This window comes from Actinomadura sp. 6K520 (assembly GCF_004349245.1).
Classification (GTDB): domain Bacteria; phylum Actinomycetota; class Actinomycetes; order Streptosporangiales; family Streptosporangiaceae; genus Spirillospora.
The window spans coordinates 17,316-41,880 of sequence record NZ_SMLC01000035.1; the positions used below are offsets into that span (position 1 = coordinate 17,316).

Here is a 24,565-nt window from a genome sequence, read left to right on the forward strand (position 1 = left end):
AAACCGCTCCATGATCTCGGCGGTGACACCCAGATCCCGTTGGCCCTCGACGTCCTGCCCCAAGAGATCCGCCCACGAGCCCCCAGACCTGAGCCTTCACGCCCCTTCAGCGTCACCTGATCCTTTCATCGCCTGACCAGTAGGCCTGCGGACGCAGCTTCGGACCGCGCTCGGTCCGAAGCTCGTAAGTGTCACTTACGCCATTACTTGCCCCCGCGCCGCCTCAGCCCACGGCAAGCCGGGCGGCGACGGCCTCCTGGGCGGTCCGTCCATCGCATGGGGGCGGTTTCGCATTGGATCTCATCAGCATGCGGACCTGCGCCCGAACAGGGCGACGCTGAACGGTCGGCGCGTGGCTGACGTTGATCAACCGACACGCGTTCGACAGTAGCGTTCCAACTACTCTCTGTGTAAAGTCCTGGGCAAGGTCGTCAAACTCTCGCGAAAGGGCGCTGTCCGGCCCACGAAGAGAGCTGCACGGGCGAGCCTGCATGGCGGCGCGTCCGGCGGCACGTTGACGAGGCGAGGTATGCCCTTGCGGAACGACCGGGTCCCACGTCGTAGTGAGCGCAGAGCCGAAAACGTCCGGCTGTACACGCCCGCCGAGGCGGCGGCCATGCTGCAGGTCCGGGAATCCTGGCTGAGGAAGAAGGCCAGCGCGCGGGCCGTCCCGTGCACGTTCATCGGCAAGCACCTGCGGTTCAGCGAGCAGGACATCGACGCGATCATCGCGGCCGGCGCCAAGCGGCCGATCGTCCAGCGGCGGCGCGGCCGGGCCTGAGCGCCCGATTACCGAGAAGGAGTGTGTCATGGCGTATGCCGAAAAGCGCGGCAACAAGTGGCGGGTCCGGTACGTGCGGCCGGACGGGAGCACCGCGTCGCAGTCGGGCTTCGACACCAAGCAGGCAGCCCTGCACTGGGGAGAAGAACAGGAAGCCGGTATCCGGCGACATAGGTGGAACGATCCCCGTGACGGAGCGGCGTTATTGGCCGACTGGGTCGAGCTGTGGTGGGCCGGGCAGGACCTGGAGGCCACCACCGAAGCCAAGTACCGGTACCTGATCGACCACCACATCGTCCCCGCCTTCGGGAACCGGCCGGTCAGCACCTTCACCAGTCCCGAGGAGGTCGTCGCCTGGGAGAAGCGCACCCGCACCAACGGGTTCTCCCACCGCACGGCGGCCGACGCCCGATCACTGCTGGGCACGATCCTGGGCGATGCCAAAGAACGGGGCATGGTCGCGTCCAACGTCGCGGTGAAGCGGCGGGGGCGCGGACGTAAGCGAACCCGGCGGACCATCGCGGTGCGCGGGCCGGAGAAAGTGTGGGCTACATCCCTGCAGGCACTGCTGCTCGCCGAGCGGTGCGCGTTGCTATCGGGACGCGATGACGACTTCGTCCTGATCGTCCTCGCCGCCTACACCGGCATGCGTTGGGGCGAGGTCCATGGGCTGGAGCGGCCCGCGTGCCGACTGGATCGCATCCAGATCGACTGGCAGTTGCGCGAGTTGGCCGGGCGGCTGGAGATGGTGCCGCCCAAGGACGACTCGCACCGGCCCGTGGACCTGCCGCCCTTCCTGGCGGCCCTGGTGTCCGACCAGAGCACGCGGACACGGGGCCGCTGCGCCTGCCAAGGGCGGACGCCTGAGTGCGGGGGTCGCGGGCAGTTCCTGTTCCTCAGCCCCGACGGCGGGCACCATCGGCGGTCCAACTACGCCCGCCGGATCTTCCAGCCGGCGGCCGACGGACGCTACCCCGGCGGAACCCGGCAGGCCGGCAAGCGCCTCCTGGTCGAAGCGACCGGATGGCCTGGGGTGCCGATCCCACCCTGGCCCGACGCCGTGGCCGGGCAGCCGTTCCTCCCGCCTCGCGGCAAAGGAATCCGGGTCGTGGACGAGGACGCCTCGACTGCGGTATGGCTGCCGCTGGTCGAAGGGCTCACCCCGCACGGTCTGCGGCATAGCCATAAGACCTGGATGCTCGAAGACGGCATCCCGGAAGTGCTTCAGGCCGAACGGCTCGGGCACACGGTTCCGGGCATCCGGGGTGTGTACTCCCACGTCTCCGACGGTATGCGGGACGAACTCAAGACCAAGCTCCAGCGGCGGTGGGAGCAATCGCTGGCACAGCGGCTCCGCTTCGGAGCCGCCTCGCCGGTGCCATTACTGAACCGGCTGCTGGAGGCCGCCCAGACGAAGGGCACTGCCCGCGGGCACCTAGCCAGCGCATAGAACGGAAGCATCGATACGGGGGTGGGCGGTCGCCGTCCATCCCCGTTTCCGCGACTACGGACTGTGACAGTGACCGGGAGGCTTCCGGTGACCTCGTTCGGGTGGGAGGGAGATGATCTCCCAGAATCCTCCCAGTTGATCACTCAGGCCCTGCCGCCGATGTGTGGGAGGGCCTGTGTAGTAAGGGTGGGCGATACTGGGTTCGAACCAGTGACCTCTTCGGTGTGAACGAAGCGCTCTCCCACTGAGCTAATCGCCCGGGCGGGCCGGGGCCCGACGTCGGAAACTCTAGCGCATGTTGGGGGTTGCGCGTGCATCGCAGAGGTCAGGTCCAGAAGGCGGGGTCTTCTATGTGCCAGGGGACCTTGAGGCCGTAGATGGCGAGGTAGGCGGTTGCGGCGGCGGCTACGAGGATGGTGGTCACCGTGCCGAGGATGAGGTTGCGGCGGCGCCGGCGGGGGTCGAAGGCCTGTTCCTTGGCTCGGTCGGCGGCGGCCTTGGCGCGGTGGAGGGCGCGCTGGGCCCAGGCGAACTCGGTGGAGAGGATCGCCAGGCCGACGACGATGCCGACGAGGCCGGGGCCGGGGGTGACCATCATGATCAGGCCGCCGATGAGGACGGCGGAGCCGATGGTGAAGACGCCCGCGCGCCAGGCGGTGTACAGGAGGGCGTTGCGCCGGATCCGCTCGCGGAACCTGTGGTGGCGCCCCCGCGCCGGCGGACGGGCTTCTTTTTCCTGTTTGATCGTCACGGTTTTACCCCAAGCCAGTGGATCGGCCGCCCGGGACGTTAGATTACCGCGCCGATCCTCCCACGTGACGGTGGCCCCGTGGGGGAAAGATCCGCTTTTGCGCAGGTCAGACGGCGGTTTTGCTACGGTGAGATGGATCACAGTCGCCGGGGACGCAGGAATGTTCCGCCGAGATCAGGCAGTTAGGCGTCATAGATCGCGGGGATGTCCGGGTAGAGGGAGAAGCACCCACCGGCCTCCCCGCGAGGCAGCGGGACCGACGTAAGAGGGAATGGCCATGAACAGCAGTACCACCGTCTCAGCAGAGCTGGGCCTTCGTCTCGTCGTCCCCGACCGCACGACCGTGCCCCTGCTCGCCGGGCTGGAGTACGCGGCCGACGACCCGTACGCGATCCGGATGGCCTTCTACGTGGGCGATGACGAGCCGGTGGAGTGGATCTTCGCTCGGGAGCTTCTGACGGTCGGCATCGTGCGCAGGGTCGGGGAAGGGGACGTGGAGGTCTGGCCAGGTGCCGATGACGGCACGCTCCACATCGCGCTCTCGTCCCCGTTCGGGGACGCGTTGTTCGAGGTGCCGCTGCCGGCGCTCGCGGACTTCCTGCACCGGACCTACCAGGCGGTGCCCGCGGGTGAGGAGAGCGAGTTCATCGACATCGACGCCGAGCTGGAGAACCTGCTCTGGCCGTCGTAGGTCACTCGGTCAGGCGCGCGATGTGGCGCATCTTGTTCGTCGCGTCCAGGGCGGCGACCTTGTAGGACTCGGCCAGGGTGGGGTAGTTGAAGACCGCGTTGACCAGGTAGTCGACGGTGCCGCCGCAGCCCATGACGGTCTGGCCGATGTGCACGAGCTCGGTGGCGCCCGTGCCGAAGACGTGGACGCCCAGGAGGCGGCGGTCCTCCGGTGAGACGAGGAGTTTCAGCATCCCGTAGGAGTCGCCGATGATCTGGCCGCGGGCGAGTTCGCGGTAGCGGGAGACGCCCACCTCGAAGGGGATCTTTTCCTCGGTGAGGGCGTCCTCGGTGCGGCCCACGAAGCTGATCTCGGGGATCGTGTAGATGCCGATGGGCTGGGTCTCGTGCATCTCCGAGACGGGCTCGCCGCAGGCGTGGTGGGCGGCGAGGCGGCCCTGTTCCATGGACGTCGCGGCGAGGGACGGGAAGCCGATCACGTCGCCGACGGCGTAGATGTGCGGGACCTCGGTGCGGTAGTCGTCGTCCACCTTGATGCGCCCGCGGGGGTCGGCGGACAGGCCGGCGGCGTCCAGGCACAGGTCGTCGGTCATGCCGTGCCGGCCGGCGGAGTACATGACGGTGTCGGCGGGGATGCGCTTGCCGCTCTCCAGGACGGTGATCGTGCCGCGGGGCATCCGCTCGACGGACGCGACGCTCTCCCGGAACCGGAACGTCACGGCCAGGTCGCGCAGGTGGTACTTCAGGGCCTCCACGATCTCCAGGTCGCAGAAGTCGAGCATGCGCTCCCGGCGCTCCACGACGGTGATCTTGGTGCCGAGGGCGGCGAACATCGAGGCGTACTCGATGCCGATGACGCCGGCGCCGACGACGACCATCGTCTCGGGGATGCGGTCCATGTTGATGATGCCGTCGGAGTCGATGATCGTCCGGTCGTCGAAGTCGACGGTGTCGGGGCGGGCCGGCCGGGTGCCGGTGGCGATCACGATGCGGTCCGCGGTGACCTTGTGCTCGCGGTCGCCGGCGCTGGTGATCCCGACGGTGTTGGGCTCCAGGAACCGGCCGCGGCCGGGCAGGACCGTGACGCGGTTGCGGGCGAGCTGGCTGCGGACGGTGTCGATCTCGCGGCCGATGACGTGCTGGGTCCGCATGCCGAGGTCGGCGACCGTGATGTCGTCCTTGACCCGGTAGCTCTGGCCGTACAGCTCGCGCTGGTTCAGGCCGGTGAGGTAGAGGACGGCCTCGCGGAGCGTCTTCGAGGGGATCGTCCCGGTGTTGATGCAGACGCCGCCGAGCATGTCGCGGCGGTCCGCGATGGCGACCTTGCGGCCCAGCTTGGCGGCGGCGATCGCCGCGCGCTGCCCGCCCGGGCCGGAGCCGAGGACGAGAAGATCGAAGTCGTTCACCCGGCCAGTCTGACGGCAGGGACACCGTCCGGATAAGGGCTTGTGGGGATAAATCCCCGTTTGATCAGCGGGTCAGGCCCTCGGCGAGCGTTTCCAGGCCGGCCTTGACGCGGTCGAGCCCCATGCCGCGCGTGCGCCGCTGGTGGAGGAACAGGTTCGCCGCGAGGGGGGCGAGGAGGGCGTCGGCGAGGTAGGCGGTGTCGGCGTCCGGGCGGATCTGGCCGAGGAGCATCGCCACGTGCCGGCGGTAGAGCCGGTACGAGCCGTCCCTGAAACGGGCCTCGGGCGGGTCGGATTCGGCCATCAGCAGCAGGTCCGCCTGCTCCTCGGTGCGGTCGGCGAGGGCGCGCAGGAAGGCGCGGAGCCGGTCGCGGGGGTCGGCGCCGGGGCCGAGCGGCGGCGGGCCCTTGATGAAGGCGTTCTGGAACTCGCGCTCGCGGTCGTCGATCACGGCGTAGACGAGCCGGGCCCGGTCGCCGAACCGCCGGTAGACGGTGCCGACGCCCACTCCGGCGGCGCGGGCGACCTCGTCCATGGTGACGGCCTCGGGACCGCGGGCGGCGATCATCTCGGCGGCGGCGCGCAGGATGCGGCGGCGGTTGTGCGCGGCGTCGGCGCGCTCGGCCGGGGCACGGCCCGCGACCGGCAGTTCCCGCATCCCGTCCCCTCTCGGCACGGCAGCACAGCCTAGCGGACTTGTATCCGGAGGACTCTCCGGATAATCTCCGGAATAAGTGGAAATTTCTCCGGTTAACCTGGGAGTCGGGATGACGCTTCAATCGACGGCGGGCGCGCCGGCGGGCCAGGGCGCGCTCGCGGGCCGCGCCGCGCTGGTCACCGGCGGCGGGCGCGGCATCGGCGCGGAGATCGCGCTGACGCTCGCCCGGGACGGCGCCGACGTGGCCGTCACCTACGTGCGGGCCGCGGACCGGGCCGCCGCGGTCGTCCGCGGCATCGAGGCGGCGGGCGGCCGCGGCCTCGCGATCGCCGCGGACGCCGCCGACCCCGCGGCCGTCGCCGCCGCGGTGGACCGGGCGGCCGCCGCGTTCGGGCGCCTGGACATCCTGGTCAACAACGCCGGGATCGCGCCGTTCGGGCCGCTGGAGGAGGTGGGGGCCGAGGAACTGGACCGGACGCTGGCGATCCACGTCCGGGCGGCGTTCGTCGCGGCGCAGGCCGCAGCCCGCCATCTCGGGCCGGGCGGGCGTGTCGTCAACATCGGCAGCAGCCTCGCCGAGCGCGTCCCCTACCCCGGGTGGACGCTGTACGCGATGAGCAAGTCCGCGCTCATCGGGCTCACCCGCGGCCTGGCCCGCGATCTCGGTCCGCGCGGGATCACCGCGAACGTGGTGCATCCGGGCTCGACCGACACCGAGATGAATCCCGCCGACTCCCCCGACGCCGAGTTCGAACGCGGGTTCACCGCGCTCGGCCGGTACGGGCACCCCGGCGAGGTCGCCGCGATGGTCGCGCATCTGGCTGGTCCGGGGGGCGACTACGTGACCGGCGCGTCGATCCCGGTCGACGGGGGATACACGGCGTGATGGCCTGGATCTATCTGCTGGTCGCCTCGCTGATGGAGATGGTGTGGGCGACGGCCCTGAAGCAGTCGGACAGCTTCACGAGGCTCTGGCCCACCGTGATCGGGCTGACGGTGGCGCTGCTGAGCGTCGTCATCCTGACGCTGTCGCTGCGCGACCTGCCGATCGGCACGGCCTACGCGGTGTTCACCGGCCTGGGCGCGCTCGGCGTGGCGCTGGTGGGCATCCTCGCGCTGAACGAGAGCACGTCGCCGGCCCGTCTGCTCTGCCTGGCGCTCATCCTCGTCGGCGTGGTCGGCCTCCAGCTCGGCGAGAGCTGAGTCCGCGCCGCCCGGCCCCGGTTGGGGCAGAGTAGGGGCATGACCAAGGAGATGCTGGGGATCGACATCGGCGGGTCGGGGATCAAAGGTGCCCCGGTCGACCTTTCGGACGGTTCGTTCGTCCGGGAGCGCTACCGGGTCGCCACGCCGCAGCCGGCCAGGCCGAAGGCGGTCGCGAAGGTCGTCGCCGAGGTCGTGGAGCATTTCGGGTGGGACGGCCCGGTCGGCGTCACCTATCCCGGGGTGGTGATGGACGGTGTGACGATGTCGGCGGCGAACGTGTCCAAGCAGTGGATCGGGCTGGACGCGGCGTCGCTGCTCGCCGACGCCACCGGGCGGGAGGTCACCCTGCTCAACGACGCCGACGCGGCAGGGGTGGCGGAGATGCGCCTCGGCCGGGGCCGCGGCCGGCGCGGCACCGTGCTCCTGCTCACGCTCGGGACGGGCATCGGCAGCGCGCTGTTCACCGACGGCGTCCTGGTGCCGAACACCGAGTTCGGGCACATCGAGATCGACGGGGAGGACGCCGAGCTGCGCGCGTCGGCGAAGGCCCGCGAGGAGGAGGGGCTCGGCTGGGCGGAGTGGGCCGGCCGGCTCGGCACGTACATGGCCCGCCTGGAGGCACTGCTCTCCCCGTCGCTGATCATCGTGAGCGGCGGGGTGAGCAAGCGGTCCGAGCGCTTCCTCCCGCTGATCGAGGGCGTGCGGGCGGAGATCGTCGCGGCGCGGCTGGTGAACCACGCGGGCATCGTGGGCGCGGCGATGGCGGCGGCCGCCGCGCACGAGGCCGCCCGCAAGAAGCGCTAGGCCGTTCCCAGGCGCACGGTCGCGATCTCCCATGGACGCAGCGCCAGGGTGGCCGTGCCGTCGTGCACGTCGAGCGGTTCTCCGGGGCGGCCGCGCAGGTCGGCGCGGGCCGCCTCGGTGAACGGGCCGCGCAGGACGGCCGTGGCCGGCTCGTCCCGCAGGGCGACGACCCGGGTCTCGAGCCGGCCGTCGCGGGCGCGCAGCGACGTCATGGCGACACCGTCGCCGGTGATCGCGACGCCCTCCCGGGACGGCGGGGCGGGCACGGTGGCGTGCCCGTATCCGGGGGCGGTGAGCAGGTCGTGCCGGTACGCCTCGGCGGCCCGCAGGACGGCGGAGCCGGGCCGCCCGCCGGCGTAGGGCATGATCGCGAACCCGGCCGTGCGCTCGCCGCGGCACTGGGCGCGCGGCGTCGGCAGCTGCGGCCCGGCGGGCTGGTCGCGGTAGGCGTTGCGGTCCCGCGACAGGTAGCCGACGGACCGCAGCAGCGTCAGCGCCATCTCCCGCCCGCCGCCCGCGACCTCGTACTCGGTGACGTGCTCCAGCAGGACCGCGAGCCCGCCGGCGGCGGCGAACCCCGACGCCGGGAACGTCGGGACGGGACGCTCCCCGAAGCCGCCCTCCGCCGTCAGCCCCCGCTCGGTGATCGCGAACTGCCCCTCGGCGAACGACATGTCCGCCTGGCGCGGCAGCGGCAGGTGCAGCCGGACGCGGTGGTCCTCGCACCGGTTGTCGAACGTGACGCGCAGCCGCAGGAACGGTTCGCCGGCGCGGAGTTCGGCGCGGGTGGTGACGGTCACGTCCTCCTCGGCCGCGGACCGGGCGCCGGCCTCCGCGTCCCCGGACGCGGGCCACCGGTAGGTCCGGACGATGTCGCAGGCGGCGACGAGGGGGCCGCTCCAGACGGGCCGCACGTCGACCGAGAGGGGGTCCTCGATGAGCCGGTCGGCGGCGGGCGGGGCATGGTTGTAGGTGTCGCCGAGGTCGCCGCCGTCCACGATCCGCCCGATGCCCTCGACGACCTGGCCGGACGGGGTGCGCATGCCGAGCGTCCCGTCGGCGGTCGCCTCGACGCGCAGAAGACCGTTGTCCAGTACGTTCCCGTCCGCCACGACCGGTGCGCCCGGCGCGCCCGGCGAGGCATTCGCCGAGGGGACGGGGCGGACGGTGGTCAGGCCCAGCGCGGGCACGTCCACCAGCGCGGCGACGGTGCGGCGCGGGTCGGCCAGGATCCGGACCCGCCAGTCCCCGTCCGCGCCGCGCAGCGCCTCCCGCAGCTCACCGAGGTCGAACGGCACGCCGGAGCGGGCCGTCACGCGGAAGGTGAGCGTCCGGTCCTCCCTGGACACCGTCCAGTCGCGGATCTCCTGCCCGAACAGCACCCTCCCGTAGACCCGCTCCAGCAGGATCGGCAGGCGGGACGCCGGATGGACGGCGTCGTCCAGCACGGTCGGCGCGACCTCCAGGGTCTGCACGGGCACCGGGCGCCCGTCGCCGGTCACCAGGCCGGGCTCGCCGTCCGACGGGACGTCCAGCGTCACCAGGCCGGTGCGGGCGGCCGGGGTCGGGTTGAAGACCAGATGCGAGCCGAGCGGCACCGTGGCGGCGCGTTCGGCGGTGACGAGGTCGCAGACGGCGCGTCCGAGCTGCTCGGCCTCCGCCATACGGGCCGCGACCTGCTCGGCGGTCTCGTCGCTGCCGCAGCCGGTGACCGAGTCGTGGCAGCTCACCTCGATCAGCCGCCGCCACGCCAGGTCGAGGAACCGGCGCGCGTCCCCCGCGTACCAGAGCGCGGCCAGCGGCTCGGCGTACCGTTCGACCAGCCGCTCGGCGCGTCCCATCGCCTCCTTGAGGTGGACGCGCGCGGAGATCACGCCGGGCAGGATGTTGGCCCTCGCGTGCGACCGCAGCTCGCCGCGGACGCGCGGGAGGCCCTCCGCCGACGGGTCCAGCCCCGCGAAGTAGCCGGCGAGGGTGTCCAGGCGCATGCCCGGGGCGTCGGCGATCCGGTCGGCGAGGTCGGGGGCGGGCGCGGTGTGGTCGGCGCCGTACATGGCCAGCAGCGGGCCGCCGCGCGGATACCAGCGGCCCATCGACTCCGCGAACCCGGCGACGCGGCCGGGCAGCGCCGGCGCGGCGCCCGGGAACTCCTCGAACATCGACGCGGCGTTGCCGTAGCCGCCCTCGGGGAGGTACTGGGTGCGGATCGCCGTCCCGTCCGGCGCCTCCCACGCGAACGCACTGGCCCGGACCGCACCGGGGACGCCGCGCCACACGCACGCGTGCTCGATGCCCGCGCCCCTGAGTATCTGCGGTGTCTGCGCGCAGTGCCCGAACTGGTCGGGCAGGTAGCCGACCATCATCACCGCGCCCATCTCCTCGGCGCGGCGCATACCCGTCTCCAGGTTCCGGACGATGTTCTCCCCGGAGCACAGGAACTCGTCGTGCAGGATCTGCCAGGGGCCGATGGCGAGCCGCCCCTCCCGGACGAGCGCGGCCAGCCGCTCGCGCCGTTCGGGACGGATCTCCAGGTAGTCGTCGACCGCCGCCATCTGCCCGTCCAGCGTGAAGCGCCAGCGCCGGTCGGCCTCCATGCCGCCGATGACGCCGTCGAGCAGCGACACCAGCCGGAGCCGGAAGCGCTGGAACGGCAGGTACCACTCGCGGTCCCAGTGGGTGTGGGGAACGACGACGATCTCCGGGGCCCGTTCCGCGTTCACCGGCACAGCGCGATCACCTCGTCCTCGTGGCTCACCGTGTACCGGCTACGTGCCCCACGGGACGCGGCGCGGAAACATCCGCGTCAGGGGTCCATGAGCTCGGCGGAGCGGGCCGCGAACGCCTCCATCGCCTTCGCGGTGACCGGGCCCGGCGCCGCCGGCAGGGCCGTCCCGTCCACGGCCCGGATCGGCTGGACGTCCCGCGTCGTGGACGTCAGGAACGCCTCGTCGGCCCGGTACAGGTCGTCCAGCGCGAGGTCCTCCTCCTCGCCGCCGAACCACTCCAGGGTCAGCGCGCGCGTCACCCCGGCCAGGCAGCCGGACGACAGCGGCGGCGTGACCAGGCGCCCGCCGAGGACGACGAAGATGTTGCTGCCCGTCCCCTCGCACAGGTTCCCGGCGAGGTTGCCGAAGATCGCCTCGCCGCCGCCGCGCTCCTTCGCGTAGGCGAGGGCCAGCGCGTTCTCCGCGTACGAGGTGGTCTTGAGGCCGGACAGCGCGCCGCGCTCGTTGCGCGGCCACGGCACGACCGTCACGTCCGCCGTCGCGGGGAACGGGTCCTGCGGCCCCGCGATGATCGACAGGGTCGGCCCGGCGTCGCCGCGGTTCGAGCCGAGCGGGCCGGGGCCGCTCGTGTAGGTGATGCGGATGCGGGCCAGCGGCCACTTCGGCGCCGCCGCCAGCACCTCCAGGGTCCCCTGGGCCACCGTGTCGTGGTCGGGTTCGGGCAGGCCGAGGCCGGCCGCCGAACGGGCCAGCCGCCGCAGGTGCCGGGTCAGCGCGAACGGCTCCCCGTTCGTCGCCTTCACCGTCTCGAAGATTCCGTCACCGACGAGCATGCCGTGGTCGAAGACCGACACCACCGCCCGCCCGGGTTCGAGCAGTTCCCCGTTCAGCCAGATCCTGGCCTGCTCCGTCACCGGAAGCCACCTCCCATACCGGGCCGCCTCCGGCCCGGTTCCGTTGCCGCTCGCCGAGCGGCTCGAACGCGCCCTTGCGTTGCCTGGCCGCTGCGGGCCGTCCCCCGTCCGGTGCGGCGGGGGTCCGCGTCCACCCGGCCGTTTACCCACAGTACGGTTCCCGGGGGACGGGTTCGAGTTCTTCGGGCAGGTTCACACCAGCACGCAGCCGAACAAGTCCGCGAGCCCCCGGTGGCCCGCCTCGGTCACCACGAGCGCCCGGCGCGTCGTCCCGCGCTCGAACCAGCCCAGCTCGATCATGCGTCCCGTGAGCGCCGCCCCCAGCGCCCCGTTCAGGTGCGGGCGCCGCTCCGTCCAGTCGAGGCACTCCCATGCGAACCTGCGCCGCGCCCTGCGCAGCGCCGCCAGGTCCAGGCCGAGCGCGGTCAGCCGCTCCTCCCCCTTCACGGTCACCTCGTACGCGTCCGGCCCGGCCGGCTCGATGAGGCCCCCGCCGATCAGGGCCGCGAAGAGCGCCGTCCCCGCCGCGCCGGCCAGGTGGTCGTAGCACGTCCGCGCCTCGTGCAGCCGCCGCGCGTCCCGCGACTGCCGCAGGCTGCGCACCTCCACCGGCGGGCCGATCCGCGACAGCGCCTCGATGACCTGCGCGACCTCACTCCCCCGCAGCCGGTAGTACCGGTGCCGCCCCTGCCGGACCACCGTGACGAGGCCGCCGTCCAGCAGCCGCCCGAGATGCGCGCTCGCCGTCTGCGCGCTCACCCCCGCCGCCCGCGCCAGCTCCCCCGCGGCGAGCGGACGCCCGTCCAGCAGCGCCGTCAGCATCGCCGCCCGCGCCCGGTCGCCCAGCAGAGCCGCGACCGGTGCGATGTCCACACCCCGGACATACTCCATGCGACCGACCCTAAGCGCCCCATCCTTCGACCGCCGTCGAAGCATCCGGCACGCCCCGCCGCAAACCGGTTTGGGGAACCGCCCCGGACGCGCTAAAGTTTTCCCGTCGCCGCAGGGCGCACGCGGACGTGGCTCAGTGGTAGAGCATCACCTTGCCAAGGTGAGGGTCGCGGGTTCGAATCCCGTCGTCCGCTCTGAGGGGTCTTTCAGGCTGCCAACCAGAAGGCCTCGCTCTGGTGGAGTGGCCGAGAGGCGAGGCAACGGCCTGCAAAGCCGTGTACACGGGTTCAAATCCCGTCTCCACCTCACGCAGGGCCTCCCCCGAGGCTACGCAAGGGCGATTAGCTCAGTGGGAGAGCGCTACCTTGACACGGTAGAGGCCACTGGTTCAATCCCAGTATCGCCCACGTCGGAGTGGGGAAGTGTGCCCGCGGAAAGCGCGGGCCGTTCCTCCTCCTTTCTGCTTGCCCGGGGGGCGACCCCCGGACCCCCGATGTGGGGGCTCCGCCCCCACGCCCCCTCCCGGCTCAGGTTCGTGCGGACCTTGGTGTCGGTGCGTGGCGGGGCACGGACGTGGGGCTCCGCCCCTACACCCCCTCCCAGTTCCAGGTTTGTGCGGACCTTGCTGTCAGTGCGTGGCCGGGCTCGGGTGTGGGGCTCCGCCCCTACACCCGCTCCCGGTTTGCGCGGACCTTGCTTTCGGCGCGCTCTGGTCAACCCTCGACGTGGTACCCGGCCCTCGCCAGCGCTTCTCGTGGGGCTGCACCTTTGGTCTCCCGGCTCAGGGGGTGGGTGGGGATTCGTCGAAGATCAGCCAGGTGCGGGTGGAGCGGACGCCTTCCACCGCGTGTACGCGGGAGAGGACGACGTCGCGTAGGGACGCGTTGTCGGGGGTGCGGACCAGCATGACCAGGTCGACGTCGCCGCCTACGAAGGCCAGGTGCTCTACGCAGGGGACCTCGCGGAGCCGGGCCGAGACGGTGCGCCAGGAGTTCTGCTCGATGTTGACCAGGACGTAGGCCGCCGTGCCCAGGCCCGCGCGGACGGGGTCGACACGGGCGGTGAAGCCGGCGATGACCCCTTCCGCGATGAGGCGCTCCACGCGCGTGTAGGCGTTGGAGCGCGAGACGTTCACCCGTTCGGCCAGGGCGCGCATCGAGAGGCGGCCGTCGGCCTGGAGCTCGCGGACGATCGCGCGGTCGACGTCGTCGAGAGGGGCGGCCGATTGTCCGAGGGGATCTGGTGGGGGCGGTCTTCCGGGAGACAGATGGTCCATGGTGGTTCCAGATTCTTGCTGTTTGTCTTGGGTTTGGGTCGTCTATTGAGACTTATGGCTGATCCGGTTCATATTTCTAGCACCGATTGAGTGCGGAGGTGGGATCGGATGACCGGTCGGGTTGCGGAGCTGCTCCCCTCGGCGGAGCCCGTGCGGTTTCTGACCGATGACGGTGCGGCCGTGCGCCGGCCCCGCCTTCCGGTGCCGGAGCCGGAGCTGCTGCGGCGGGCGTACCGGGCGATGGTGATCGGACGGCGGTTCGACGCGCAGGCGACCGCGCTCACCAAGCAGGGGCGCCTGGCGGTGTACCCGTCCAGCCACGGGCAGGAGGCGTGCCAGGTCGGCGCGGTGCTCGCCCTTGAGGACGGCGACTGGTTCTTCCCCACCTACCGGGAGTCGGTGGCGCTGGTGACGCGCGGCATCGATCCGGTGGAGGTGCTCGCTTTGCTGCGGGGCAGCGAGCACTGCGGCTACGACCCGGAGCGGCATCACGTGGCGCCGCAGTGCACGCCGCTCGCGACCCAGACCGTCCACGCGGCGGGGCTCGCGTACGCGGAGCGGCGCAAGGGGACGGGCCGGGTCGCGCTGGCCTGCGCCGGCGATGGCGCGACCAGCGAGGGCGATTTCCACGAGGCGCTCAACTTCGCGGCCGTGTTCAAGGCGCCCGTGGTGTTCTTCGTGCAGAACAACCAGTACGCCATTTCGGTGCCGCTGGAACGGCAGACCGCCGCGCCCTCCCTCGCGTACAAGGGGATCGGGTACGGGGTGCGCTCCGAGCGGGTGGACGGGAACGACCCGATCGCGGTGCTGGCGGTGCTGGGCGCGGCCGTCGAGCACGCCCGGTCGGGTGCGGGGCCGTTCCTGGTGGAGGCCCACACGTACCGGCTGGAATCGCACACGAACGCGGATGACGCGTCCCGCTACCGCACGGATGCCGAGGCCGAAGAATGGCGGCGCCGCGATCCGGTCACCCGGCTGGAAAGGTACCTGCGGCGGCGCGGCCACCTTTCGGCGGCCGACATCTCCGCGTGGTCCGCCGAGGCCGAGGAGTTCGCCGGGCGGCTGCGGGACCGGATGAACACCGACCCCGAACTCGCCCCGCTGGCGCTGTTCGACCACGTCTACGGCACCCCGACCCCGCAACTGGAGGAGCAGCGGGCCCTGCTGCGGGCCGAACTCGAAGCCGAGGAGGCGCTGTCGTGATCACAATGGCGCAGGCGCTCAACACGGCGCTCCGCGAGGCCATGGACGAGGACGAGCGGGTCGTGGTCTTCGGGGAGGACGTCGGCGCGCTCGGCGGCGTCTTCCGCATCACCGACGGCCTGGCCGCGAAGTTCGGCGACGACCGGTGCTTCGACACTCCGCTCGCCGAAGCGGGCATCGCCGGATTCGCCGTCGGCATGGCGATGGGCGGTTTCCGGCCGGTCATCGAAATGCAGTTCGACGCGTTCGCCTACCCCGCGTTCGAGCAGATCGCCTCGCATGTCGCGAAGATGCGCAACCGCACGCGCGGGCGAATCGGGCTGCCGATCGTCATCCGCATTCCGTACGCGGGCGGGATCGGCGGCGTTGAGCACCACTGCGATTCCAGCGAAAGCTACTACGCCCACACCCCCGGGTTGAAGGTCGTCACCCCGGCGACGGTCGAGGACGCCTACTCGCTGCTGCGGGAGGCGATCGACGACCCCGACCCGGTCGTCTTCCTGGAGCCGAAGAAGCTGTACTGGTCGAAGTCGGACCTCCCGGATGGCGCCGGGCTCGCGCGCACGGAACCGTTCGGCCGCGCCGCCGTCCGGCGCCCCGGGCGCGACGTCACGCTCGTCGCGTACGGGCCGAGCGTCCCGGTCGCGCTGGACGCCGCCGAGGCCGCCAGGGAGGAGGGCTGGGACGCGGAGGTCGTCGACCTGAGGACGATCGTCCCGTTCGACGACGCGACCGTCGCCGCGTCCGTCCGCCGGACGGGACGCTGCGTCGTGGTCAGCGAGGCCGCCGGGTTCGCCGGTGTCGGCGCGGAGGTCGCCGCGCGGGTCCAGGAGCGCTGCTTCCACAGCCTGCACGCGCCGGTGCTGCGGGTGTCCGGCCTCGACATCCCCTATCCGCCGCCGATGCTGGAGCACCACCATCTTCCGGACGTCGACCGCGTCCTCGACACACTCGACCGCCTCCAGCGCGACGACCGGCCCGACACGCGGCATCTCACGGTGGGCGGTGCGGCATGAGCGAAGGCAACCGGGGGGTCGTCCCCCCACAGGGAACGGGCATGACGGTCTTCCGCCTGCCGGATCTGGGTGAGGGGCTCACCGAGGCCGAGATCGTCGAGTGGAAGGTGGCGGTCGGCGACGTCGTCACGGTCGATCAGGCCGTCGTGGAGGTCGAGACGGCCAAGGCCGCCGTCGAGGTCCCCTCCCCCGTCGCCGGCACCGTGACGATGCTGTACGCCGAGGCCGGGGGCGTGGTGGACGTGGGCGCGCCGCTCCTCGCGGTGAACGGGGGCGAGGCGGGCGCCGCCCAGGACGCGGCGACGGCGCGGAGGCAGGAGCGGTACCGGGAGGAGGAGCGGGCCGGGTCCGGGAACGTCCTCGTCGGATACGGGACGGGCACCGCCCGCCGGTCCCGCCGGGCGGCCCGGCGTGCGTCGCGGCCCGCGGCGTCCGCGCCCGACGAGGCGCCCCGGCACGAAGTGCCGCGGGTCATCTCCCCCGTGGTGCGGCGGCTGGCGGGCGACAACGGCATCGACGTCGGCGAGCTGACGCCCAGCGGGCCGGGCGGTGTGGTGCTGCGGCGGGACGTCGAGGCCGCGATCACCGCCGCGGCACCGCCGCGGGAGCCGAGCCCGGTTCAGGAATCCTCGTCGGACGGCGGCGAGGTGCGCGTGCCGCTCCGCGGCGTGCGGCGCACGATCGCCGACAAGCTGTCGCGCAGCCGGCGCGAGATCCCGGACGCGACGACCTGGGTCGACGTGGACGCCACGGCACTGCTGCGGCTCAAGCGGGACATCGGCCGCGCCGACTCCGGCGCGGGGGTCGGGACGCTGGCGCTGATCGCCCGGGCCTGCGTGGCGGGGCTCCGCAGGTTCCCCGAGCTCAACGCCTACGTCGACACCGAGCGGCAGGAGATCGTGCAGGTGCCGCGGGTGCACCTCGGGTTCGCGGCGCAGACGGACCGGGGCCTCGTCGTGCCGGTGGTCCGCGACGCGCAGCGGATGACGCTGGCCGAGCTCGCCGCGGCGCTGAAGGAGCGGACGGACGAGGCGCGCGAGGGACGGATCGCCCCCGACCGCCTCACCGGCGGCACGTTCACCGTCAACAACTACGGCGTCTTCGGCGTGGACGGCTCGACCCCGATCATCAACCACCCCGAGGCGGCCATGCTCGGTGTCGGGCGGATCACCGAACGGCCGTGGGCGCACAAGGGGAAGGTCCGGCTGCGCAAGGTGACGCAGCTTTCCCTCACCTTCGACCACCGGGTCTGCGACGGAAGCGCCGCCGGAGGTTTCCTGCGGTTCGTCGCCGACTGCGTGGAGCGTCCCGAGGTCCTGGTCACCCACATGTGAGCATCCCGGCTTCCTTAAGTCCGCTTTCGCCCCCGCTTGTTGTGATCGTCGTGTGCCGCCCGGACGACGGGCGGCCCCGGCAGCACGATCACGACGGAGCAGGGGGAAGCGGGGCATGGCACTCGGTCGACGCACGAAGATGCTCATGGTGGCGGCGGGACTGGCCGGAGCGGGCACGGTCGCCGGCGCCGGCGCGGCGCTCGCCGCCGGGCCGGAACCCGGTCCGGTCCATACGAGACTGCAGATCGTCGAGCACAAGGTCACCCACGCCGGCACTCCGGGCCGGGACTGCGCCGACAAGGGCGGCGCGGCCGTGGCGGAGGGCACGCGGTGAGCGGCGGACTCGACGCCGCCCGTGCCCGGCCGCCGGCCAGCGCGCTCGCGGAGCGGGCACTGTTCGAGGTCAAGCGGGTCATCGTCGGGCAGGACGCGATGCTGGAGCGGATGCTCGTGGCGGTCCTGGCGGGCGGCCACTGCCTGCTGGAGGGCGTGCCGGGCGTCGCCAAGACCCTCGCCGCGCGGACGCTCGCCACGGTCGTCGGCGGGACGTTCACCCGGCTGCAGTTCACCCCGGACCTGGTGCCCGCCGACATCGTCGGCACCCGCGTCTACCGGCCCTCCACGGAGAGCTTCGACGTCGAGCCCGGTCCGGTGATGGCGAACGTGGTGCTGGCGGACGAGATCAACCGCGCCCCGGCGAAGGTGCAGTCGGCGCTGCTGGAGGTGATGGCGGAGGGCCAGGTCAGCATCGGCGGCCGCACGTTCGAGATGCCGTCGCCGTTCCTGGTGATGGCCACCCAGAACCCGATCGAGTCCGAGGGCGTGTACCAGCTGCCCGAAGCGCAGCGCGACCGGTTCCTGCTGAAGATCGACGTCGGGTACCCGACCGAGGAGCAGGAGCTCGCGGTCGTCTACCGGATGGGGGCGCGGCCGCCCGAGGCGGGCCGCGTCCTCGGCACCGGCGAGGTGGCCGCGCTGCGGGACGCGGCCGCGGAGGTCTTCGTCCACGACGAGGTGGCGCGGTACGCGGTGCGGCTGGTGGCGGCGACCCGTGACCCGGTGCGGCACGGCGTCCCCCAGGTGGCGGGGATGCTCGCGTACGGGGCCGGGCCGCGCGCCTCGCTCGGGCTGATCGCGGCCGGGCGGGCGCTGGCCCTGCTGCGCGGGCGCGAGTACGTGCTCCCGGGCGACGTGCGGGACCTGGCCGGGGACGTGCTCGCGCACCGGCTGGTGCCGTCGTTCGACGCGCTCGCCGACGGTGTCGGGACGCGGTCGATGGTCGACGGGATCGTGGCCGCCGTCCCGGCACCGCTGGTCGCGCCGATCGAGGCGGCCGTCGAGGGAGACGGCCGGGAAGACGGGCCGGGAGCAGCGGGCGGCGCGAACGGCAGGGCGGCGTGAACGGGCCCGGCCTGCGCGACCTGGCGCCCGAACACGCCCTGCGGCGGCTGGAGCTGACGGTCACGCGCCGCCTGGACGGGCTGCTTCAGGGAGACCATCTCGGCCTCCTGCCGGGGCCGGGGTCGGAGCCCGCGGAGGGCCGCGAGTACGTCGCGGGCGACGACGTGCGCACCATGGACTGGAACCTCACCGCCCGCATGACGGCGCCGCACGTGCGCGACCGCGTCGCCGACCGGGAGCTGGAGACGTGGGTCCTGGTGGACGCCACCGCCAGCATGGACTTCGGCACCGGGCGGCTGGAGAAGCGCGACCTGGCCGTGTTCGCCGTCGCGGCGGTCGGGTTCCTCACCGCGCGGACCGGCAACCGCCTGGGCGCGCAGATCGTCCACGACACCGGAGTCCAGCGGGTCCCGGCCCGCGCGGGGCGGGCGCACCTGCTCGCCCTGCTGGGCACGCTGCTGTCGGCGCCGCGCGGCGCGGGCGGGCACGGCGACGCCCCCCTCGACGCGCCGTTCGGCGCGGCGGCCGAGCTGCTGGGGCGCACCGCTGCCAAGGGCCGCGGCCTGGCCGTGGTGGTCTCCGACTTCCTTGAGCCGGTGGAGGCGTGGCAGCGTCCGCTCCGGCTGCTGGGGGCGCGGCACCAGCTCCTCGCCGTCGAGGTCGTCGACCCCCGGGAGCTGACGCTTCCGGACGTGGGCATGCTCACGCTCGTCGACCCGGAGACGGGGCGCAGGCGCGAGGTGCCCACGGCCGGGCGGCGGCTGCGCGAGCGGTACGCGGCCGCCGCCGCGGGGCAGCGCCGGGAGATCGCGGCCGGGCTGCGGCGGGCGGGCGCGGCGCACCTGCGGCTGCGCACGGACGGGGACTGGGTGCGCGACCTCGTCCGGCACGTCCTGGCGCAGCGCCGGGTCGCCGCGGCGGGCGCCGCGCGGCCTCCGGCGGCCGCTCCGGGAGGTGCGCCGTGAGCTTCCTCGAACCGGTCCGCCTGCTGCTGTTGCTGGGGCTGCCCGTCCTGGTCGCCGCGTACGTGGTGATGCAGGTGCGGCGCGGCAGGTACGCGGTGCGGTTCACGAACCTGGCGCTGCTCGACAGGGTCGCCCCCGCCCGGCCCGGCTGGCGCCGCCACCTGCCGGCGGCGGCGTTCCTGCTGATGGTCGGCCTCTTCGTCACCGGCTTCGCGCGCCCGGCCGCGGACGTGCGGGTGCCGCGCGAACAGGCGACGATCATGCTCGCGCTCGACGTGTCGCACTCCATGCGGGCCACGGACGTCGAGCCGAACCGGCTGGAGGGGGCGAAGCGGGCCGCCAGGACGTTCCTGGAGCGGGTACCGGACCGCTTCAACGTGGGCCTCGTGTCGTTCTCCGGAACCGCGGCGGTGGTGGTCCCGCCGACCACGGACCGCCGGGCGCTGGGCGCCGGCATCGACGGGCTGCGGCTCGGCCCCCGCACGGCGATCGGCGAGGGGGTGCTCGCCTCGCTGGACGCCATCGCCGGGTTCGGGGCGCAGTTCGGGGAGGCGGCCCCGCCGGCGCGGATCGTGCTGCTGTCCGACGGCACCAACACCGCCGGGCGGGAACCCGGGGAGGCGGCCCGGCGCGCCACCGAGACCGGCGTCCCGGTGTCGACGATCGCCTACGGCACCCCCGAGGGCTTCATGGTGCAGAACGGGCAGCCGATCCCGGTGCCGGTCGACGGTCCCGCGCTGGAGCGGCTGGCGCAGGACACCGGCGGCCGGTTCTACGAGGCGGCCTCCGGCGACGAGCTGCGCGGAGTGTACGAGGACATCGGCGGCAGCATCGGCTACCGCACGGAGCGGCGGGAGGTCTGGGCATGGTTCGTCGGGGCCGGTCTGCTGCTGTCGTGCGCGGTCGCGGCGGCGTCCCTGCTGTGGTTCTCGCGCCTGCCGTGAACCGCGGCGGAAACGCGGCCTTCCCGGCAGCCGCGTTCCCTGAACGAAACGCATCGGAGCGGAGTACTCACTAGTGGGAAATGAACGTGAGGAGCCTCATGAGTTATCCACCGCAGGCGGACTCCCGGTACGGCATGGGCCAGAGCACGACGCAATACGATCTCCGGGACGAGGTCAGGTACGGTCTGGGCGACCCGCGCGGCCCGGACTTCCTGTCCCCTCCGCCCACTCGTACGTGGCCGCAGGACGATCCGTTCAGGCGTCCGCCGCCGGCCGACCCGTGGGCGCTCCCGGACCGCGGCCGGCCGGACTACGGCGCCCCCGACTACGGGGACCCGCGCCGCGGGCGCGGCGGCGGTCCCGGCCGGGCGGTCGTCGCGGCCGTCATCGCGGCGCTGCTCGCCGGCGGTGTGGCCGGGGGCGTCACCGGGCGGCTGACCGCGACCGTGCCGGAGTCCACGGCGCTGCAGCAGTCCGACGCCGGGCCGGTGCAGGGCGGCCTCAGCGACGTCGCGGCGCGGGTGCAGGCGAGCGTGGTGTCGATCGAGGTGCGGGCCGCGGGCGCGCAGGGCACCGGCTCCGGGTTCGTCATCGACCGGCGGGGCCACGTGCTGACGAACGCGCACGTCGTCGACGGCGGCGGGCAGGTCACCGTGGTGCTGGCCGACCAGCGGCGGGTCCGGGCGCGCCTGGTGGGCACCGACCCCGCCCTCGACCTGGCGGTGCTGGCGATCCCGGCCGCGCAGGCCCCGGCGCCGCTGACGTTCAGCCGCTTCTCGGACGTGCGCGTCGGCGACCCGGTCATCGCGCTCGGCTCTCCCCTCGGCCTGCAGGGCACCGTCACCAGCGGCATCGTCAGCGCGCTGAACAGGCAGGTGCGGCTGGGCGAGGGCGGCGACGCGAGCACCGCCGTGCAGACCGACGCGTCCATCAACCCCGGCAACTCCGGCGGGCCGCTGGTCAACGCGCGCGGCGAGGTCATCGGGGTGAACACCGCGATCGCGACGCTGATGCGCGGCGGGGGCGGCTCGATCGGCATCGGGTTCGCGATCCCCGCGGACCGCGCGCGGGAGGGGGCCCTGCGGCTGGTGCGCTGACCGACGGCCCAGCGCAGGCCGAGGCCACCGTCCCCTCCGCGGGAGGCCCACGCCGCCGGGTGTGATTTGCGTACTTTCGTTAGTGACGGCTGGGCCCGGCGAGGCGGAGAGGTGGCGGCCCGGATGCGGGTGCTGGTGGTGGAGGACGAGGAGGACCTGGTCGAGGCGCTGCGGTACGGGCTCGTCCGCGCCGACTACGCGGTCGACGTCGCCTACGACGTGGAGGAGGCGACGCAGAAGCTCTACGCCTCCGCCTACGACCTGATGGTCCTGGACCTCGCGCTGCCCGACGGTGACGGGTTCGACCTGTGCCGCGCGATCCGCAGCGGCCGGCTGGCCGGGGAGAGCGCCGCCGACCTGCGGATCCTCATGCTCACCGCGCGGGACCGGCTCGCCGACCGGGTGCGCGGCCTGGACGAGGGCGCGGACGACTACCTGGTCAAGCCGTTCGCGTTCCCCGAGCTGCTGGCGCGCGTCCGGGCGCTGCTGCGCCGCGACAGCGGCGGCGGGTCGGCGGTGTGGACGGTCGGCGAGCTGCGGCTGGACACCGCGCGCCGCGAGGCGTTCCGCGGGGAGCGGCCGCTGCGGCTCACGCCCAAGGAGTTCGCCGTCCTGCGGTACCTGATGAGCCGCCCCGGGCAGGTCGTCTCCGCGGAGGAGCTGCTGGAGCACGTGTGGGACGAGAACGCCGACCCCTTCACCAACACGGTCCGCGTCACGGTCGGGACCCTGCGCCGCAAGCTCGCCGCGCCGGACGGGACGCAGGTCATCGAGACCGTCGTGCGGCACGGCTACCGGCTGCGCGAGACCGGGGCGGCCGGGGTGCCCGCCGGGGACGCGGGGGCGTCGTGACCGGCCGCGGGGACCGCCCAGGCGGCCGGATGGCGCGGGCCGGGCGGAGGCTCGGCCTGGTCCATTCGATCCGGTTCCGGCTCACGGTCATGTACTCGACCCTGCTGTTCTTCCTCACGGCGGTGGTGCTGGGCACCGTCTACCTGGCGGTGGCGCGCAGCACCGAGGCGCAGCCGATCACCAAGACGTTCCGTGCGGAGAAGGTCGTCCAGATGCCGGACGGCAGCCAGGAGAGCCTCGGAGAGGTCCAGGTCGTCAAGGTCCAGCAGGTCGAGAAGGCCGTCAACTACGAGACGCAGCAGACCCTCCGGCGCTACTCGATGATCATGCTGGGCGGGCTCTTCGTGGCGAGCCTCGGCATCGGGTGGGTGCTGTCGGGGCGGGCGCTCAAGCCGGTCGCCGAGATCGCGCGCGCCGCCGAGGAGATCCAGGCGACCGACCTGTCGCGCCGGATCCGGCTGGCGGGCCCCCGGGACGAGCTGCGCGAGCTGTCCGACACCATCGACTCCATGCTCGACCGGCTCGATACCGCGTTCCGCGCGCAGCGGCGGCTCATCGACGACGCCTCCCACGAGCTGCGCAGCCCGCTCGCGATCATCCGCGCCAACGTCGACACCGTGCTCAGCGAGCCCGACGCGAGCGACGCGGACCGCCGCCGCGCCGTCCAGGTCGTCGACCGCGCCACCACCCGGATGACGCGGCTGGTGGAGGACCTGCTCGCCACCGCGCGCCGCTCCGCCCCGGCGTTCGAGGACGCCGACGTCGATCTCGGCTCCGTGGCGGGCGAGGCCGCCGAGGAGTTCGGCGCGCTCGCGGCGGCGCGGGAGGTCGGCATCGAGCGGCGGCTGCCGCCCGGGCTCTCGGTGATCGGCGATCATGACGCGCTGCGCCGCGCCGTGGCGAACCTGCTGTCCAACGCGGTCCGGCTGGCGCCCGCCGGAACCGCGATCACCGTCGCGGCCGGGCGGGCCGGCGGCTGGCAGTGGATCGCGGTACGGGACGCCGGGCCCGGCATCCACCCCGACGACCAGGACCGCGTGTTCGACCGCTTCTGGCGCGGCTCGGAGGCGCGCCGCTCCCGGGACCGCCGCACCGGGCTCGGGCTGGCGATCGTCCGGAGCATCGTCGAGGCGCACAACGGCCACGTGCGGCTGTTCTCCGCCCCGGACGCCGGGAGCACGTTCGTCCTGTGGTTCCCGCCGCCCTCGTCCGCGGGCGGCACGTCCGCCGGCACGTCCGGCAGCACGTCCGGCGGGCGCGCTTCCGGGTCCCCGCCCGGCCTCGATCCCCTCGCCGCGGACGGCCCCGCCCGCTGATCGGCGGCCGTCCGCGGCGGCGGTCAGAGGCCGAGACGGCCGGCGTGGCGGGCGAGGAAGGCGGCGACCTCGTCCGCGGGCTTGTCCGGGAGGCCCCACATGATCTCGGTGACGCCCGCGTCCTCCCAGGCCGCGATGTCCTCGGCGGTGGGGCGCATGGCGGCCAGGACGGAGATCTCCGGGCGTCCGGCGCGGCCCGCCTCCTCCCACGCGGCCTGCAGCGCGGCGGTCTTCGGCAGGATGTCGCGCTCGGTGGGGGTGGTGATCCAGCCGTCGGCGTGGGCGGCGATCCACGCGAACGTCTTCGGCCCGCCGCCGGCGCCGATCAGCAGCGGAACGTGCGGCTGGACCGGCTTCGGCCAGGCCCAGGACGGGCCGAACGAGACGAACTCCCCGGCGTAGGACGCCTGCTCCTGCGTCCACAGCGCCCGCATCGCCTCCACGTACTCCCGCAGCACCGTCCGCCGCTTCCCGGCGGGGACGTGGTGGTCCGCGAGCTCGTCGGTGTTCCAGCCGAACCCCGCGCCGACCGTCACCCGCCCGCCCGACAGGTGGTCGAGTGTGGCGATGGTCTTGGCGAGGGTGATCGGGTCGGACTCCACGGGCAGCGCCACGGCCGTGGCGAGCCGGATCGTCGAGGTGACGGTGACCGCGGACGCCAGCGAGACCCAGGGGTCCAGCGTGCGCAGGTAGCGGTCGTCCGGGAGCGACGCGCCGCCCGTGCCGGGATGCGCGGCCTCGCGCTTGACCGGGATGTGCGTGTGCTCGGGGACGTAGAACGTGTGGAACCCGTTCTCCTCTGCGGCCTTCGCGGCGGCGGCGGGCGTGATGCCCCTGTCACTTGTGAAGAGCACGATGCCATGGCGCATGCGTCCGATACTAGA

At 73.2% G+C, this 24,565-nt stretch carries 24 protein-coding genes and 4 tRNA genes; 19 read left to right on the forward strand and 9 right to left on the reverse strand.

From position 1 onward, the window contains the following. Window positions 1-529 precede the first annotated feature (529 nt). Window positions 530-781 carry a helix-turn-helix domain-containing protein gene (locus E1289_RS12215; protein ID WP_243712770.1) on the forward strand — a complete coding sequence of 84 codons (252 nt, stop codon included), beginning with the start codon at window positions 530-532 and terminating at the stop codon, window positions 779-781. A gap of 28 nt (window positions 782-809) precedes the next feature. Continuing rightward, a complete protein-coding gene (locus tag E1289_RS12220; RefSeq protein ID WP_131979181.1) occupies window positions 810-2,231 on the forward strand; it encodes a site-specific integrase in 1,422 nt (473 codons plus the stop codon). Window positions 2,232-2,418: 187 nt separating this feature from the next. On the opposite strand, the gene E1289_RS12225 is transcribed toward E1289_RS12220, so the two are convergent. Continuing rightward, a tRNA-Val gene (locus E1289_RS12225) sits at window positions 2,419-2,490 on the reverse strand. A gap of 66 nt (window positions 2,491-2,556) precedes the next feature. Beyond that, on the reverse strand, window positions 2,557-2,982 hold the full coding sequence (locus E1289_RS12230) for a TIGR02611 family protein (protein ID WP_243712771.1): 426 nt from the start codon (window positions 2,980-2,982) through the stop codon (window positions 2,557-2,559). A gap of 277 nt (window positions 2,983-3,259) precedes the next feature. On the opposite strand from E1289_RS12230, the gene E1289_RS12235 reads away from it, so the two are divergent. After that, window positions 3,260-3,673: an SsgA family sporulation/cell division regulator gene (locus tag E1289_RS12235; protein WP_131979184.1), complete on the forward strand. Its 414-nt coding sequence runs from the start codon at window positions 3,260-3,262 to the stop codon at window positions 3,671-3,673. A 1-nt stretch (window position 3,674) separates the two neighbouring features. On the opposite strand, the gene sthA is transcribed toward E1289_RS12235, so the two are convergent. Both sthA and E1289_RS12245 read right to left on the reverse strand, forming a co-directional pair. Then, entirely contained in the window at window positions 3,675-5,078 is a 1,404-nt protein-coding gene (gene sthA / locus E1289_RS12240; RefSeq protein ID WP_131979187.1) for a Si-specific NAD(P)(+) transhydrogenase, read from the reverse strand. Between the two features lie 64 nt (window positions 5,079-5,142). After that, window positions 5,143-5,754: a TetR/AcrR family transcriptional regulator gene (locus E1289_RS12245; RefSeq protein ID WP_243712772.1), complete on the reverse strand. Its 612-nt coding sequence runs from the start codon at window positions 5,752-5,754 to the stop codon at window positions 5,143-5,145. 91 nt (window positions 5,755-5,845) lie between these two features. On the opposite strand from E1289_RS12245, the gene E1289_RS12250 reads away from it, so the two are divergent. The 3 genes from E1289_RS12250 to ppgK are packed head-to-tail and all read left to right on the forward strand — an operon-like array spanning window position 5,846 to window position 7,746. After that, window positions 5,846-6,622 carry an SDR family oxidoreductase gene (locus E1289_RS12250; RefSeq protein WP_131979190.1) on the forward strand — a complete coding sequence of 259 codons (777 nt, stop codon included), beginning with the start codon at window positions 5,846-5,848 and terminating at the stop codon, window positions 6,620-6,622. Beyond that, window positions 6,622-6,939 carry a multidrug efflux SMR transporter gene (locus tag E1289_RS12255; RefSeq protein ID WP_131979193.1) on the forward strand — a complete coding sequence of 106 codons (318 nt, stop codon included), beginning with the start codon at window positions 6,622-6,624 and terminating at the stop codon, window positions 6,937-6,939. Before E1289_RS12250 ends, E1289_RS12255 begins: the two co-directional genes overlap by 1 nt. A gap of 39 nt (window positions 6,940-6,978) precedes the next feature. Then, window positions 6,979-7,746: a polyphosphate--glucose phosphotransferase gene (gene ppgK, locus E1289_RS12260; RefSeq protein ID WP_131979196.1), complete on the forward strand. Its 768-nt coding sequence runs from the start codon at window positions 6,979-6,981 to the stop codon at window positions 7,744-7,746. Here ppgK and E1289_RS12265 read toward each other — a convergent pair. From E1289_RS12265 to E1289_RS12275, 3 genes are all read right to left on the reverse strand, one after another. After that, entirely contained in the window at window positions 7,743-10,472 is a 2,730-nt protein-coding gene (locus tag E1289_RS12265) for an alpha-mannosidase (protein ID WP_243712773.1), read from the reverse strand. The two genes, ppgK and E1289_RS12265, sit on opposite strands and share 4 nt — an antisense overlap. Before the next feature lie 77 nt (window positions 10,473-10,549). Further along, entirely contained in the window at window positions 10,550-11,386 is an 837-nt protein-coding gene (locus E1289_RS12270; protein ID WP_243712774.1) for an aminodeoxychorismate lyase, read from the reverse strand. Between the two features lie 192 nt (window positions 11,387-11,578). Then, window positions 11,579-12,277, reverse strand: a complete 699-nt coding sequence (locus E1289_RS12275; RefSeq protein WP_131979199.1) for a winged helix-turn-helix domain-containing protein — start codon at window positions 12,275-12,277, stop codon at window positions 11,579-11,581. A gap of 122 nt (window positions 12,278-12,399) precedes the next feature. Between E1289_RS12275 and E1289_RS12280 the strand changes: the two genes are divergently transcribed. From E1289_RS12280 to E1289_RS12290, 3 genes are all read left to right on the forward strand, one after another. Further along, a tRNA-Gly gene (locus E1289_RS12280) sits at window positions 12,400-12,471 on the forward strand. 41 nt (window positions 12,472-12,512) lie between these two features. Further along, a tRNA-Cys gene (locus E1289_RS12285) sits at window positions 12,513-12,583 on the forward strand. Window positions 12,584-12,612: 29 nt separating this feature from the next. Next, window positions 12,613-12,684 (forward strand) — tRNA-Val (locus E1289_RS12290). Between the two features lie 374 nt (window positions 12,685-13,058). Here E1289_RS12290 and E1289_RS12295 read toward each other — a convergent pair. Further along, window positions 13,059-13,553 carry an Lrp/AsnC family transcriptional regulator gene (locus E1289_RS12295; RefSeq protein WP_131979202.1) on the reverse strand — a complete coding sequence of 165 codons (495 nt, stop codon included), beginning with the start codon at window positions 13,551-13,553 and terminating at the stop codon, window positions 13,059-13,061. A 108-nt stretch (window positions 13,554-13,661) separates the two neighbouring features. On the opposite strand from E1289_RS12295, the gene pdhA reads away from it, so the two are divergent. The 10 genes from pdhA (at window position 13,662) to E1289_RS12345 (ending at window position 23,681) form a co-directional block, all read left to right on the forward strand. Next, window positions 13,662-14,756, forward strand: a complete 1,095-nt coding sequence (gene pdhA, locus E1289_RS12300) for a pyruvate dehydrogenase (acetyl-transferring) E1 component subunit alpha (protein ID WP_131979205.1) — start codon at window positions 13,662-13,664, stop codon at window positions 14,754-14,756. A 5-nt stretch (window positions 14,757-14,761) separates the two neighbouring features. Further along, on the forward strand, window positions 14,762-15,772 hold the full coding sequence (locus tag E1289_RS12305; protein WP_131979281.1) for an alpha-ketoacid dehydrogenase subunit beta: 1,011 nt from the start codon (window positions 14,762-14,764) through the stop codon (window positions 15,770-15,772). Window positions 15,773-15,813: 41 nt separating this feature from the next. Further along, entirely contained in the window at window positions 15,814-17,106 is a 1,293-nt protein-coding gene (locus E1289_RS12310) for a dihydrolipoamide acetyltransferase family protein (RefSeq protein WP_131979208.1), read from the forward strand. A 115-nt stretch (window positions 17,107-17,221) separates the two neighbouring features. Continuing rightward, window positions 17,222-17,440, forward strand: coding sequence for a hypothetical protein (locus E1289_RS12315; protein ID WP_131979212.1), 219 nt, complete (start codon window positions 17,222-17,224; stop codon window positions 17,438-17,440). Next, the gene (locus tag E1289_RS12320) at window positions 17,437-18,507 is read left to right on the forward strand and encodes a MoxR family ATPase (RefSeq protein WP_243712775.1); all 1,071 of its coding nucleotides are present in this window, start codon (window positions 17,437-17,439) and stop codon (window positions 18,505-18,507) included. The genes E1289_RS12315 and E1289_RS12320 overlap by 4 nt, the downstream gene beginning before the upstream one ends. Further along, window positions 18,504-19,472 (forward strand): DUF58 domain-containing protein, encoded by a 969-nt coding sequence (locus E1289_RS12325; protein WP_131979215.1) that lies wholly within the window; start codon window positions 18,504-18,506, stop codon window positions 19,470-19,472. The genes E1289_RS12320 and E1289_RS12325 overlap by 4 nt, the downstream gene beginning before the upstream one ends. Continuing rightward, entirely contained in the window at window positions 19,469-20,416 is a 948-nt protein-coding gene (locus tag E1289_RS12330) for a VWA domain-containing protein (RefSeq protein ID WP_131979218.1), read from the forward strand. The genes E1289_RS12325 and E1289_RS12330 overlap by 4 nt, the downstream gene beginning before the upstream one ends. 98 nt (window positions 20,417-20,514) lie before the next feature. Next, entirely contained in the window at window positions 20,515-21,513 is a 999-nt protein-coding gene (locus E1289_RS12335; protein ID WP_207928927.1) for a trypsin-like peptidase domain-containing protein, read from the forward strand. A 123-nt stretch (window positions 21,514-21,636) separates the two neighbouring features. After that, the gene (locus tag E1289_RS12340) at window positions 21,637-22,365 is read left to right on the forward strand and encodes a response regulator transcription factor (RefSeq protein ID WP_165970449.1); all 729 of its coding nucleotides are present in this window, start codon (window positions 21,637-21,639) and stop codon (window positions 22,363-22,365) included. Beyond that, window positions 22,362-23,681, forward strand: a complete 1,320-nt coding sequence (locus E1289_RS12345; protein WP_207928928.1) for a HAMP domain-containing sensor histidine kinase — start codon at window positions 22,362-22,364, stop codon at window positions 23,679-23,681. The genes E1289_RS12340 and E1289_RS12345 overlap by 4 nt, the downstream gene beginning before the upstream one ends. Window positions 23,682-23,704: 23 nt before the next feature. Here the strand turns inward: E1289_RS12345 and E1289_RS12350 are convergent, their stop codons facing one another. Beyond that, on the reverse strand, window positions 23,705-24,550 hold the full coding sequence (locus tag E1289_RS12350; protein ID WP_131979221.1) for an LLM class F420-dependent oxidoreductase: 846 nt from the start codon (window positions 24,548-24,550) through the stop codon (window positions 23,705-23,707). Window positions 24,551-24,565 lie beyond the last annotated feature (15 nt).

Coding starts and splice junctions, on each gene's coding strand:
- E1289_RS12215 (WP_243712770.1), top strand. CDS start 530: ATGCCCTTGCGGAACGACCGGGTCCCACGTCGTAGTGAGCGCAGAGCC.
- E1289_RS12220 (WP_131979181.1), top strand. CDS start 810: ATGGCGTATGCCGAAAAGCGCGGCAACAAGTGGCGGGTCCGGTACGTG.
- E1289_RS12235 (WP_131979184.1), top strand. CDS start 3,260: ATGAACAGCAGTACCACCGTCTCAGCAGAGCTGGGCCTTCGTCTCGTC.
- E1289_RS12250 (WP_131979190.1), top strand. CDS start 5,846: ATGACGCTTCAATCGACGGCGGGCGCGCCGGCGGGCCAGGGCGCGCTC.
- E1289_RS12255 (WP_131979193.1), top strand. CDS start 6,622: ATGGCCTGGATCTATCTGCTGGTCGCCTCGCTGATGGAGATGGTGTGG.
- ppgK (WP_131979196.1), top strand. CDS start 6,979: ATGACCAAGGAGATGCTGGGGATCGACATCGGCGGGTCGGGGATCAAA.
- E1289_RS12275 (WP_131979199.1), bottom strand. CDS start 12,277: ATGGAGTATGTCCGGGGTGTGGACATCGCACCGGTCGCGGCTCTGCTG.
- E1289_RS12295 (WP_131979202.1), bottom strand. CDS start 13,553: ATGGACCATCTGTCTCCCGGAAGACCGCCCCCACCAGATCCCCTCGGA.
- pdhA (WP_131979205.1), top strand. CDS start 13,662: ATGACCGGTCGGGTTGCGGAGCTGCTCCCCTCGGCGGAGCCCGTGCGG.
- E1289_RS12305 (WP_131979281.1), top strand. CDS start 14,762: ATGGCGCAGGCGCTCAACACGGCGCTCCGCGAGGCCATGGACGAGGAC.
- E1289_RS12310 (WP_131979208.1), top strand. CDS start 15,814: ATGACGGTCTTCCGCCTGCCGGATCTGGGTGAGGGGCTCACCGAGGCC.
- E1289_RS12315 (WP_131979212.1), top strand. CDS start 17,222: ATGGCACTCGGTCGACGCACGAAGATGCTCATGGTGGCGGCGGGACTG.
- E1289_RS12335 (WP_207928927.1), top strand. CDS start 20,515: ATGAGTTATCCACCGCAGGCGGACTCCCGGTACGGCATGGGCCAGAGC.
- E1289_RS12340 (WP_165970449.1), top strand. CDS start 21,637: ATGCGGGTGCTGGTGGTGGAGGACGAGGAGGACCTGGTCGAGGCGCTG.
- E1289_RS12350 (WP_131979221.1), bottom strand. CDS start 24,550: ATGCGCCATGGCATCGTGCTCTTCACAAGTGACAGGGGCATCACGCCC.